The sequence below is a fragment of the Bradyrhizobium sp. USDA 4354 genome, assembly GCF_054060315.1.
Genome location: NZ_JBSSDC010000001.1, coordinates 2,187,755 through 2,199,831 on the forward strand (window position 1 = coordinate 2,187,755; position 12,077 = coordinate 2,199,831).

The 12,077-nt window shown below is 65.7% G+C and carries 11 protein-coding genes and 1 pseudogene; 4 read left to right on the top strand and 8 right to left on the bottom strand.

Annotated features, from left to right (window positions below):
• Positions 1-14: 14 nt before the first annotated feature.
• Positions 15-1,409: a peptidoglycan-binding protein gene (locus tag ACVIIV_RS10225; protein ID WP_456744075.1), complete on the bottom strand. Its 1,395-nt coding sequence runs from the start codon at positions 1,407-1,409 to the stop codon at positions 15-17.
• A 259-nt stretch (positions 1,410-1,668) separates the two neighbouring features.
• Between ACVIIV_RS10225 and ACVIIV_RS10230 the strand changes: the two genes are divergently transcribed.
• Positions 1,669-2,046, top strand: coding sequence for a hypothetical protein (locus ACVIIV_RS10230; protein ID WP_456744076.1), 378 nt, complete (start codon positions 1,669-1,671; stop codon positions 2,044-2,046).
• 9 nt (positions 2,047-2,055) lie between these two features.
• Here ACVIIV_RS10230 and radC read toward each other — a convergent pair whose 3' ends face one another.
• Positions 2,056-2,769 (bottom strand): RadC family protein, encoded by a 714-nt coding sequence (radC, locus tag ACVIIV_RS10235; protein WP_456744077.1) that lies wholly within the window; start codon positions 2,767-2,769, stop codon positions 2,056-2,058.
• A gap of 49 nt (positions 2,770-2,818) precedes the next feature.
• The gene (locus tag ACVIIV_RS10240; protein ID WP_456744078.1) at positions 2,819-3,745 is read right to left on the bottom strand and encodes a DMT family transporter; all 927 of its coding nucleotides are present in this window, start codon (positions 3,743-3,745) and stop codon (positions 2,819-2,821) included.
• 131 nt (positions 3,746-3,876) lie between these two features.
• Here ACVIIV_RS10240 and ACVIIV_RS10245 point away from each other — a divergent pair.
• A pseudogene (locus ACVIIV_RS10245) lies at positions 3,877-4,474 on the top strand (bifunctional transcriptional activator/DNA repair enzyme AdaA).
• A 15-nt stretch (positions 4,475-4,489) separates the two neighbouring features.
• Here ACVIIV_RS10245 and map read toward each other — a convergent pair.
• Both map and ACVIIV_RS10255 read right to left on the bottom strand, forming a co-directional pair.
• Positions 4,490-5,308 (bottom strand): type I methionyl aminopeptidase, encoded by an 819-nt coding sequence (gene map, locus ACVIIV_RS10250; RefSeq protein WP_456744079.1) that lies wholly within the window; start codon positions 5,306-5,308, stop codon positions 4,490-4,492.
• Between the two features lie 184 nt (positions 5,309-5,492).
• Positions 5,493-6,809 carry a mechanosensitive ion channel family protein gene (locus ACVIIV_RS10255; RefSeq protein ID WP_456744080.1) on the bottom strand — a complete coding sequence of 439 codons (1,317 nt, stop codon included), beginning with the start codon at positions 6,807-6,809 and terminating at the stop codon, positions 5,493-5,495.
• A 208-nt stretch (positions 6,810-7,017) separates the two neighbouring features.
• Here ACVIIV_RS10255 and ACVIIV_RS10260 point away from each other — a divergent pair, with 208 nt between their 5' ends.
• Together ACVIIV_RS10260 and ACVIIV_RS10265 are read left to right on the top strand one after the other, a co-directional pair.
• Positions 7,018-8,811, top strand: a complete 1,794-nt coding sequence (locus tag ACVIIV_RS10260; RefSeq protein WP_456744081.1) for a potassium/proton antiporter — start codon at positions 7,018-7,020, stop codon at positions 8,809-8,811.
• Positions 8,812-9,046: 235 nt separating this feature from the next.
• Complete coding sequence (locus ACVIIV_RS10265) at positions 9,047-9,307, top strand: PepSY domain-containing protein (RefSeq protein ID WP_456744082.1); 261 nt, start codon at positions 9,047-9,049, stop codon at positions 9,305-9,307.
• Between the two features lie 167 nt (positions 9,308-9,474).
• On the opposite strand, the gene modC is transcribed toward ACVIIV_RS10265, so the two are convergent.
• The 3 genes from modC to modA are packed head-to-tail and all read right to left on the bottom strand — an operon-like array spanning position 9,475 to position 11,634.
• Positions 9,475-10,137 carry a molybdenum ABC transporter ATP-binding protein gene (gene modC, locus ACVIIV_RS10270; protein WP_456744083.1) on the bottom strand — a complete coding sequence of 221 codons (663 nt, stop codon included), beginning with the start codon at positions 10,135-10,137 and terminating at the stop codon, positions 9,475-9,477.
• A 2-nt stretch (positions 10,138-10,139) separates the two neighbouring features.
• The gene (gene modB, locus ACVIIV_RS10275; RefSeq protein WP_456744084.1) at positions 10,140-10,835 is read right to left on the bottom strand and encodes a molybdate ABC transporter permease subunit; all 696 of its coding nucleotides are present in this window, start codon (positions 10,833-10,835) and stop codon (positions 10,140-10,142) included.
• A gap of 13 nt (positions 10,836-10,848) precedes the next feature.
• The gene (modA, locus tag ACVIIV_RS10280; protein WP_456744085.1) at positions 10,849-11,634 is read right to left on the bottom strand and encodes a molybdate ABC transporter substrate-binding protein; all 786 of its coding nucleotides are present in this window, start codon (positions 11,632-11,634) and stop codon (positions 10,849-10,851) included.
• Positions 11,635-12,077: the final 443 nt, after the last annotated feature.

Here is a 12,077-nt window from a genome sequence, read left to right on the forward strand (position 1 = left end):
AGGATGGCGGCAGATTACGTCGTCACCTTCGGCGGCGGTGCGGTGCCTTGCGCCCATTTCTCCATCTTGCCGAGCACGCCCCACACCGCGAGCGCGAGCGAGATCGGCATCGCGAACTGGCCAAGGCCGGGCACGGCCGACACGATCGTCCCCAGCAGTCCGGCAAGGCCGCCCGCATTGGGGCTCGCCGTCACCGAGGAGAGCAGCGCGGTGATCAGCGAGCCGCCGATCCCGAGCGCGGTCTTCCTGCCGTCGAGCAGCTTGCCGATGGTCTCGCCGAGCGCGCCGTTGACCTGGCCCAGCATGGGCTTGCCGCCGCCTTTGTTGAGCAGGGTGCTGAGCAGGTCGACGACCTGCTTCAGCTGATCGACCGGGGCGGGGCTCGTCGGGCTCACTGGTCCCGGCATGGGCGCCGTCTTGTTGATGAGGGCGAAAAGCCGTTCGAACAGGCTGACCGGATCGTTGGTGGCAGGCAATGTGTTGCCCGGCACAATCGCGGGCAGCGTCGCGCCGCCGGCCGGCGGTCGCAGCACTTGTGCGAGGTCTTCCAGCCGCTTCAGGATCTGGGACAGATCGCCGGCCTGCCCGGCGGGGCCCGGCTGCTGCATCGCGCGCGTGATCGCGGCGACCGTGGCGGCATCGAGAAGCCCGCTATCCCTCAGGCCACTCTGTTGCTGAAACAGCGAGACGGCGGCCCTGGTCTTCGGTCCGCTGATGCCGTCCTCGGCGAGCGGCGGGTTGGCGCCGAGCTTGTTGAGCGCCTGCTGCATGAGAATGACCGTCGAGGCCGCATCGTCCTCGGGCTCGGTGCGGCCGGCGAATTGCGGGCTGCCGTCGAGCGTGATCGAGGAATCCTGTGCCATCATCGCATGCAGGATCACCGCCGTGCCGAGCTGGGAATCGACGTGGTTGGCGTCGAACACGTGGTCGCGGACGTATTTTCCGGCTCTTGCCTCGGGCGGGCCGTACAGCGTCGAGCCGCCATAGAGATAGGGCGAATTGACGCCCTTGGCGTGATAGCCGAAGCCGTTGAACGCCTCGAGCCGGAACAGCATCCGCGCGATGCCCCAATCGTGCGCGCCAATGAAGTTCTGGATTCTGAACGCGTCCACGGCGCCGTCCACGAAGGTGGCAAACGGCCCGCGCCCTTTCGGAACGATCGTCGTCACGCGATGAAGCGACTCGCCGTTGCCGAGATACGTGTCGAAATCGAAATTGGACTCGCGGTAGTGGCAGAGCGCAGTGAAATGCCAGGGAACGCCCGTTAACCGCTCGATCTGCTGATAGGTCGCCTTGCCGTTGAGGGCCTTGCGGGCGACGGCATTCGCCTCGGCAAGACGTCCAGACCGTATTTCGAGACTGGCCCAATTCCGCTCATATTCGCTTTTCAAACTCTCGAATGAGATCATTTTCCGCTCCCGCAAATTGACTGAATGATCGACTCTCCGTGCAAGCCAAAGTGACCCGGCTGCCGTGATCGACGCGTGACTCCAGCGTGATCTCCCGAGAATCTGGCAGTCCGCCGGCCCGGCGCATGTGAAATGGCTTACAGCGCCGGCGTGAAATCATTGGTAGAAGGGAAAGCGCGGAACAGCCTCCGTTCAGGGAACCTGCACGGCCGTCCATCCGTTAGCTAACGAGGCGAGACGGTCCGGCAAGGAGTCCTGCATGGCCAAGCGCGTCCTCGCGATCGGCATCGAACCCGGCAATGCGGACTATAGCGCGTTTCCGCAGCTGACGCCGGAGCTCGTGCGCGACTACATCGAGGCGCAGCTGCTGCGCCTGCGCGATCTCGGCTTCGAGGTCACGAGCTGCCTGATCGATCTCGATGCGACAGCCGAAGCCGGCGTCACCGCGGCACTGCGCGACGAGCGCTTCGACTGCATCGTGATCGGCGCCGGCCTGCGCGAGCCCAGGGAGCGCCTGCTGCTGTTCGAGAAGGTGCTGAACCTGGTCCATCGCCTGGCGCCAGATGCCGCGATCTGCTTCAACACCACGCCTGCCGACACAGCCGAGGCCGTGCAGCGCTGGGTCGAGCCGACATAATCGATATTGCTAGATCAACCGCATCCCGCGCAGGCTGGCGTGGCCGCTCCTTCCGACGATGATGTGATCGTGCACGGCGATCCCCAGCGGCTTGGCGATGTCGATGATCGCTTTCGTCATCTGGATGTCGGCCTGCGACGGCGAGGGATCGCCGGAGGGGTGGTTGTGGACCAGGATCAGCGCGGTCGCCGACAGCTCCAGCGCGCGCTTGATCACCTCGCGGGGATAGACCGGGGTGTGGTCAACCGTGCCGGTCTGCTGCACCTCGTCGGCGATCAGCTGGTTGCGCTTGTCGAGGAAGAGCAGGCGAAACTGCTCCTTGTCGGCAAATGCCATGCTGGACCGGCAATAGTCGATCACCTCGTTCCAGGACGACAGTGCGTTGCGGCTGTTGACCCCGCCCTTGGCGACGCGATGCGCCGCCGCGGCGATCAGCTTGAGCTGGTTGATCGCGGACTCGCCGACCCCGTCGACCTCGCGTAAGCGCGCCACCGGGGCATGCACGACCTCGGCGAACGAGCCGAATGTCTTGATCAGCGTCTTCGCCAGCGGCTTGGTGTCGCGCCGCGGCAGCGCCGGAAACAGCGCCATCTCGAGCAGCTCGTAATCACTGAGCGCATCCGCGCCCGCGCTATAGAAGCGCTCGCGCAGCCGCTCGCGGTGGCCGAGATAGTGCGGCTCCTCCTCAGGCTTGCTCTTGTCGTGGTCTGGCTTGGCGGGCATGGGCCGCCAGCATTGCCTTGTCGACGGAATTTTTCAACCGACAATTGCACTACCCTCGTGGCTTCCGCATGGGGGCGGTTACCGCCATGACGCCGATGACGATAAACGTCATGCCCGCCAGCATCGACCAGGTGAAGCTCTCGCTAAGGAGCGTGGTCCCAAGCACCACGGCGAAGCCGGCGCGCAGGTAGCTGCCGCTCGTCGTGCCGAGCGGGCCAAGCGTATGGATCAGGCGGAAATAGATCACCATTGCGAGCGCGGTGCAGACGATCGCCAGGCCGAGCACCGCCGTGATCGCCTGTATCGTCGGCGCCAGTGTCCAGGGCCGATCGAGGACAGCGGCGATGGGCAGCATCAAGGTCGCGGCGCTGCTCATCGCGCCGGCTGCCGTGACGATCGCGGGAAGCCCCGCGAACCGCTGCCCCCAGATCGGAGCGAGCGCATAGCAGAAGCTCGCAGCCAGGACGGCGGCCTGCGCCAGCGGCGCGGCGGTGCCGAACCCCGAGCGCGCGTCAACCCGCATGGTCAGGGCAACGCCCGCCAGGCCCAGCACGACGCCGATGATCTTGCGGCCGCTGATCGCCTGTCGCCCGCGTCCGGTCGACATCGCGATCGCTAGCACGAACATCGGCGGAGTCGCATTGAGCACGCCGGCGAGACCGCTTGTGATATGCGTTTCGCCCCAGCTGATCAGGGTGAAGGGCAGCGCGCTTTGCAGCAGCCCCTGCACGACGAAAGCCGCCCACACCGGCCCTTGGCGCGGCAGGGCGTGCCCCTGCGCGAGAGCGATCAGGATCAGGAGAACGGCCGCGATCGTCACCCGCGCCGCGACCATCGTGAAGGGCGGGATCGTCGGAAGCGCGACCTTGATGAGCGTGAATGAGCTGCCCCAGATCAGGGAGAGAAGCAGCAGGAGCCCGATCTCGAATGCGAGACGGGTTTGCCCTGATGTCGTCTGTTGCGCGTGTGTGCTCATGCGATCTGCTCCGGGATCTATCGACACGATGGTCCGGAGCGGCGCTGCAGGCTGGCTGGATTCGGACCTCATCGCCCGGTTGAGTCCGATTTCAGCTACTCGGCGGGGCGCGCCGAAACTATGATTTCGCCATGACGACAGGCTCGGCGCATCGGCAAACGCTGCCGCCGCATCTCGATTGGGAAACCTGCGATCGGGCGCGCCTCGCGCGGGCCCGCGCTTTCGACGGCCTGTTCTTCTCCGGCGTTCGCTCGACGCGCATCTATTGCCGGCCGGTGTGTCCGGTGCGGCCGGCCCGGTCTGAGAACGTCACCTTCTATGCGACCGCGGCGGCCGCCGAGCGAGCCGGCTTTCGCCCGTGCCTGCGCTGCCGGCCAGAAACCGCGCCGGGCTCGCCGGCCTGGATGGGGACGGCGACCACCGTCGCGCGCGGCATGCGCCTGATCAATGACGGCTTTCTCGATCGTGCGGCCATGACGGAGCTTGCGGAGGCGCTGGGGGTGGGGGCCGCGTCACCTGCTCCGCCTGTTCATGCGCCACGCCGGCGCAAGCCCGAACGAGATCGCGGCGACCCGCCGCGTGCAGGAAGCCAAGCGGCTCATCGACCAGACCGAGATGACATTAGCGGAGATTGCGTTTGCGGCAGGCTTTGGCAGCATCCGTAGATTCAACGATGCCTTTGCCGCGACATACCAGCGGCCGCCGTCGTCATTCCGCCGCCGGCGCTAGGACAACGCGATCAGATCACCCGATCTGCTTCTCGCCGTGGCGCTCCGACAGCGTGAAGATCTCCACACCCGTCGCGGTGACGCCGACGGAGTGCTCGAACTGCGCTGACAGCGAGCGGTCGCGGGTGACCGCGGTCCAGCCGTCGGAGAGGATCTTCACGTGCGGCTTGCCGAGATTGATCATCGGCTCGATGGTGAAGAACATGCCGGGCTTGAGCTGCACGCCCTCGCCGGGCCGGCCGATATGGATGATGTTCGGCTCGTCGTGGAACATGCGCCCGAGGCCATGGCCGCAGAAATCGCGCACCACGCTCATGCCCTGCGGCTCGACGAAGCTCTGGATGGCGTGGCCGATGTCGCCGGTGGTGGCGCCGGGCCTCACCGCGGCGATGCCGCGCATCATGGCCTCATACGTCACCTCGATCAGTCGCTCGGCCTTGCGGGCGATCGGGCCGATCGCATACATCCGGCTGGAATCGCCATACCAGCCGTCGACGATGAAGGTGACGTCGATGTTTACGATGTCGCCTTCCTTCAGCGGACGGTCGCCCGGCATGCCGTGGCAGACCACGTGGTTGAGCGAGGTGCAGGTCGAGTAGCGGTAGCCGCGATACATCAGCGTCGCCGGATAGGCACCGTGGCTGAAGGCGAAGTCGCGGACGAATTCGTCGATGCGCGCGGTCGGCACGCCCGGCCCGACGATGTCAGTGAGCTCGTCGAGGCATTTCGCCACCAGCGCACCTGCCTTGCGCATGCCGGCAAAGGCGTTCGGCCCATGCAGCTTGATCTGTCCGGTCTTGCGCAGGGAGGTATCGGTGGCTTCGACGTAGCTCATGCGTGTCAAATCTTCTCGGGGCTGATCTCGATATCGGCGGAAAGGCTTGATTTCAGGCTCTAATTTAACGATTAGCGGCCTTCATGCAAGCCGAGGCAGAGCGTTTTCGCGCGAAGTGGCTACCGGTTCGCGTGAAGAAAACGCGTCAAAACAAGAGCCTTACCAGCCTTGGGTGCGAAAGGGCCTAATTCGGGACTTCTACGGTGGTTTCCACCGGCAGGGCGCCGCCGCGGATGCGGATTTCGCGGACGGGGTAGGGAACCCGGATGCCCTCGTGCTTGAAGGCGTCCCACAGCGTCAGCATCACGTCGCTCTTGACCTTATCCATGCCGTCGGGGTCGGCAATCCAGAAGGTCAGCGAGAACTTCATCCCGGCTTCCGCGAACTCGGTCAGGATGCAGGTTGGCGGCTTGCCTTTCTGCGCGCGCGGATGGGCGGCGGCGGTCTCGGCGGCGAGCGTGCAGACCAGGCGGGGATCGGCATCGTAATTGGTGCCGAAGGCGATCTTCACCAGCGTGTTCTTGTCGGTATAGGTCCAGTTGACGACCTTCTGCGTCACCAGATCCTCGTTCGGCACCAGGAATTCGCGGCCGTCGCCGGCGGCGACGGAGATATAGCGCGTCTTCATCGCGCTGATGCGACCGGTATTGTCGCCGATGGTGACGAGATCGCCGGGCTTCACCGATTTGTCGGCGAGCAGGATGATGCCCGAGATGAAATTGGCGACGATCTTCTGCAGGCCGATACCGATGCCGACGCCGACCGCGCCGGAGAACACCGCGAGCGCCGACAGGTCGATGCCGACGGCGCCGAGCGCAATGACGATTGCGACGGCAAGAAGCCCGATGCGGATGATCTTCACCAGCAGCACCTGCACCGACGGCGTCAGATCGGTGGTCGCGTTGATCCGGCTCTCGGCGAAATTGCTCGCGATGTTGGTGAGCCAAAGCGCGATCAGCAGCAGCGCGCCGGCCTTGAGCGCCAAGAGCGGGGTCAGCCGGAGACCGCCGAGCACGATCGCGAAGGAATCCAGCAGGTCGACCGTCGCGTCGAGCTGGCCGACGATGGAGAGCGCGGCGACGAACCACGCCGCGATCGACACCAGCTTGACGATGAAGGCGTTGCGCAGCACCGAGGTCACGAGCCGGATCACGAGCCAGGCAAAGCCCAGCTTGGCTGCGACCATCAGGAGATAGCTGCGGCTGGGCCAGGTCGCGTGGTACATCACCACGCGCGAGATGATCACGAGCAGGGTGAACACCGCCGTCGAGGCGCTGGAGACCATCACCCGGACGAAGTGCCGGAGCGGCAGCGGCCAGCGCATCGCCAGTGACGTCATGTCGACGCGGCTGCGAATGGCGGCCTCCGCGGCATAGGCGATGCCGGCCGCGGCCAGGATGAGACCGAATTGCAGGTAGAACCAGGGTGAGGAGATTTCCGCCCCGACGCTGCGCGCGGTCGTCTGCACGAACTCCATGAAGTCTTTGAGGTCCATGTCCATCGGTCTCGTCGGCAAAGCGGGGAGGAATTGATTCGAGGGAGCCGCAGAATCCCGCAAGGGGCACGGCGGGGCCATCGATACACCGGTAAGTGAAGCGCGTTAAGGCCGTAAAGTACGGGCAGATTGCCGCGAGTCGGAGAAAATGGGTTGGCGCGCGAGTCCGCCGACGATAAGGATGCAATTCTAGCTATTTTTGCCCGGAAGGTGGATGGCTTCCCTCGACTCGGTCAGTCTCGCTATATTGCTCGGCGCCGTCCTCGTCATGGCCGGTATCCTGTCCAGCCTGCTTGCGCTGCGCTTCGGCGCGCCCCTGCTGCTCGTCTTCCTGGTGATCGGCATGCTCGCCGGCGATTCCGGCCCCGGGCAGCTCCAGTTCGATGACGTCCGCACCACCTATCTGGTCGGCTCGGTCGCGCTCGCCTTGATCCTGTTCGACGGCGGCTTGCGCACGCGCTTTGCCAGCATCCGCACCGTGCTCGCCCCCTCCGTGGTGCTCGCGACCGTCGGCGTGCTGCTGACCGCGCTGGTCACGGCGCCGTTCGCGAAATACGCGCTCGATCTCAACTGGGCGGAGTCGCTGCTGGTCGGTGCCGTGGTGGCCTCGACCGACGCGGCCGCCGTGTTCCTGCTGGTGCACACCCAGGGCCTGCGCCTGCGCCCGCGCGTCGGCGCGACGCTGGAGGCGGAGTCCGGCACCAACGATCCCTTCGCGATCTTCCTCACACTGATGCTGGTGGAATACATCTCGGTCGGCTCGAGCTCGCCCGGCCATGTGCTGATGGAGTTCGTCCTGGAGGCGGCGCTGGGTGCCGTCGTCGGCGTCATCGGCGGGCGCCTCGTCGTGATTGCCCTCAACCAGGTGGCGTTGCCGCAGGGCCTGCATGCACCGTTCGTGACCACAGGTGCGCTCGTGATCTTCGGCGGCTCGCAGATCATGCACGCCTCCGGCTTCCTCGCGGTCTATCTCGCCGGCATCATCATCGGCAACCGGCCGACGCGCGCGCATAATTCGGTGGTGACATTCCTCGATGCCGCGACCTGGCTGGCGCAGATCGTGATGTTCGTGCTCCTCGGCCTCCTGGTCTCGCCGAGCCGGCTCGGCGCCAGCATATTGCCGGCAGTCGCCGTCGCGCTCGTCCTGATGCTGGTGGCGCGTCCGCTCGCGGTGTTCGCATGCCTTTTGCCGTTCCGCTTCAACTGGCGCGAAAAGATCTTCATCGCCTGGACGGGCTTGCGCGGCGCCGTCGCGATCTTCCTGGCCTCGATCCCGATGCTGGTCGGGCTGTCCAAGGCCTATCTCTATTTCGACGTCGCCTTCGTCGTCGTCATTATCTCGCTGCTGCTGCAAGGCTGGACCCTGGCGCCGGCCGCGCGCAAGCTGCACGTCGCGCTGCCGCGGGCCGAGCGCGGCCCGCGCCGCGTCGAACTGGATCTGCCCGGCCAGCTCGAGCAGCAGCTGGTCGGCTATCCGGTGCGGCCCAAGAGCCTGTATTTCCGTCGCGGCCTGATCCCGTCCTGGTCCAAGCCGACGCTCGTGATCCGCAACGAGAACATCCTGACCCCGACGGAAGCCGACCCGATCGCGCCCGGCGACTACATCTATTTGCTGGCGCCGCCGGAAAAGGCCGAGTCGCTCGACCGCTTCTTCGTCGACATGCAGCCGAGCACGGCGCCCGATCCGCATCTGCTCGGCGACTTCATGGTCTCCGGCGAGCACACGCTCGCCGAGCTCGCGGAGATCTACGGCGTGAAGGTGAGCGAGGACGAGAGCAAGCTTACGCTCGCCGACTATTTCGACGTCCATCTCGACCGCGCGCCGAAGGAGGGCGCCGAGCTCGCGCTGGACGAGATCGTGCTGGTCGCCCGCAGCATCTCCGGTGGCCGCGTCAATGTCGTCGGCCTCCGTCTGCCCGAAGAAGACGAGACACCCGCGCCGCTGACGCGCACGCAGGCGCTGCGCAAGAGGCTTGCGGAACTGTGGACTTCGGTGGCGGGGGTTTAGGTGGTCTCATGTCCCGGACGCGGTGCAGCGTGAAACGCTGCGTCGCAGAGCCGGGGCACGCGAGACAACTCTTCGCCACGTCCTCATTCGTGATGACAACGCCGCCAGACAACCGCCACCAAATCGCCGCAACCGGCGAAGATTTGCGCGGCCTCGTGACCGCGAAACCCGGAACGCTCCGCGGCCCCGCTCGTTTTAAGCCGCGTAACGGCTTGGACTGACAGGAGTATGCCAAATGCGAAAGTTCATCTTTCCGATCGCGATCGCTCTTACGCTCGGCGGAGCGACGCCGGCGTTGGCCTATGACACCGGCGATCAGATCTCGATGCAGGTCGCGCTCAATGTCGCGAGCGATCTCGGCGTCGTGACGGTCTCGCACACGAACTTCCTCGGCGATGAATGGCAAATCGAAGGCCGCGACCGCACCGGGCGCTGGATGGAAGTCGATGTCGATGCGCGCACCGGCGAGGTGCGCAACGTCGATCGCGGCTGGTAAGGCCGAAACGACGGAAGTGCTGCTATCCGGGCGCCGTCCTCTCCGCCGTCATTGCGAGCGCAGCGAAGCAATCCAGACTGTCACCGCGGAAAGATTCTGGATTGCTTCGCTGCGCTCGCAATGACGGTGGGGCGGGATCGTCGCTCTTCATCCAGGCTACAAGTGCCTCACGTCAGCACCTTCACTCCGCCGAAGCTGGTCACGCGGCCCTGCTTTAGCATCACGATCTGCGTCGCGAGCTGGCGCAGCTCGGCGGCGTCGTGGCTGACATAGACCATGGGTACGTTGGCTTCGTCCCGCAGCCGCACCAGATAGGGCAGGATCTCGAGCTTGCGGCCCTCGTCGAGCGCGCCGAGCGGCTCGTCGAGCAGCAAGAGGCGCGGCTTCGACAACAGCGCGCGGCCGAGCGCGACGCGCTGGCGCTCGCCGCCGGAGAGCTTTCCGGGGCGGCGGCCGAGCAGGGCACCGATGTCGAGCAGGTCGATAATGCGCTTGTGCTGCACCGGATCGGGCGCAAGTCCGTTCATCCGCCGTCCGTAGTCGAGATTCTGCGCGACGCTGAGATGCGGGAACAGCCGCGCGTCCTGGAACACGTAGCCGATGCGGCGACGCCAGGCCGGGACATGGATGCCGGCCGCGGTGTCGTCGACGGTCTCGCCGTCGATCACGATGGTGCCGCGATCGGGTCGCAACAGCCCTGCGATCATGTTGACCAGTGACGTCTTGCCGGCGCCGGAGGCGCCGAACAGGCCGATGACGCGGCCTTCGCTGCCGAAGGATGCATGCAGCGAGAATTCGCCGAGCTGCTTTTCGATGTCGACCCGCAGCATGGTCAGTTTCCGTGCAGCCGCGCGGTGGCGCGGCGGGCGAACCACTCGGCGGCAATCAATGCGCCCAGCGCCAGCACGATCGAGACGATCACCAGCCGCCCCGCAGCGGCATCGCCGTCCGGCGTCTGGATCAGCGAATAGATCGCCGAGGAAATCGTCTGGGTCTCGCCGGGAATGTTGGAGACGAAAGTAATCGTCGCGCCGAACTCGCCGATCGCCTTGGCGAAGCCCAGCACCATGCCGGCGAGCACGCCGGGCAGCGCCAGCGGCAGCGTCACCGTGAAGAACACTTTCCACGGCGCCGCGCCAAGCGTCTCGGCGGCCTGCTCGAGCCGGCGATCGATCGCCTCGATCGACAGCCGCATCGGGCGCACCAGCAGCGGAAACGACATCACGCCGCAGGCCAGCGCCGCGCCGGTCCAGCGGAACGAGAAGACGATGCCGAGATTGTCGGCGAGGAAGCCGCCGACAAGGCCGCGGCGGCCGAACGTCAGCAGCAGCAGATAGCCGGTGACGACAGGCGGCAACACAAGAGGCAGATGCACGACGGCGTCGAGCAGCGACTTGCCCCAGAAGTCACGCCGCGCGAGCAGCCACGCCAGTGCGATGCCGAATGGCGTCGCCACCAGCGTCGCGACGATGGCGACCCTGAGCGACAGCAGGATCGCCGTCCATTCGGCGGGGGAAATCTCAGACATCAAACCGCAGATATCACGTCGTGGGAGTGACCAGGAACTTGAAACCGTACTTCTCAAAAATGGACTTGGCTGCGGAGGAGCGGAGGAAGGTGAGATAGCCGCTGGTCTCGCCCTTCGCGGTCGTGGTCGCAGCGACGGGATAGACGATCGCGGCATGCGAATCCGCCGGGAAGGTGCCGATGGTCTTGACGCCGGGCTCGACCTTGGCATCGGTCGAGTAGACGATGCCGAGCGCGGCCTCGCCGCGGGCGACCAGCGTCAGCGCGGCGCGCACGCTCTCGACCATGGCGAATTTCGGCTCGGCCGCCTGCCATGCACCGAGCTTCTCCAGCGAAGCCTTGGCATATTTGCCTGCTGGCACCGACTTGACGTCGCCGCTCGCGATCCTGCCGCCACCGGCGAGCTTGGCGAGATCGAAGCCCTGCGCAATCGTCACGTTGTCGATCTTGGAATCCTTCGGCGCGATCAGCACGATGCTGTTGCCGAGCAGGTTGACTCTGGAAGGCTCATTGATGGTCTTCTTGGAGATCGCGTAGTCCATCCAGTCGGTGTCGGCCGAGACGAACACGTCGGCCGGCGCGCCCTGCTCGATCTGCTTGGCGAGCACCGGGCTTGCGGCATAGCTGACGCTGAACTTGACGCCGGTCCTGGCGGTGTAGGCGGCGTCGATCTCGTCGAGCGCGTTCTTCATCGAGGCAGCGGCGAACACCGTGATGGTCTTGTCCTCGGCCGCGGCGGGCGAGAGGGCCGCGCCGGCGAGAATGACGAAGGCGGTGAACAGTCCTGATAGACGAAACATGGGATGCGCTCCGTGCGAGCTCGCGCGCGCAAGGCAGCACGCGCAAATCTGGCGTTGAGTGGGGCAGATGCGACGGGCGGAAGCGCTGTTCCACGGTCCCTTGCGACGGCTTACGGCCGGCGGGGATATCGCAATTGCGAAGATAGCAGGCTGGCGCCCGAGGTCAAAGGCCGATCGATTGTCCCCTAGTGCGCCGGCGGCGTCGCGATCGCGACCACCGCACCGTCGTCCCGGACAAGCGTAGCTCCGGACAGCGCGCAGCGTTGTCCGGGGCGGAGCGCCGATCCGGGACCCATATGTGGACGGCCCCCGTGGCACAAGAGCTTTGTGAAGGTTTTGATCGGATCGCTTGCATCCATATGTCCGGCCTGTTGGTTCGGCGTGTGAGACCGCTGGCCAAGATGGTTTCCGCGACACGAGCTCGAATCAACCACGCGACCTTG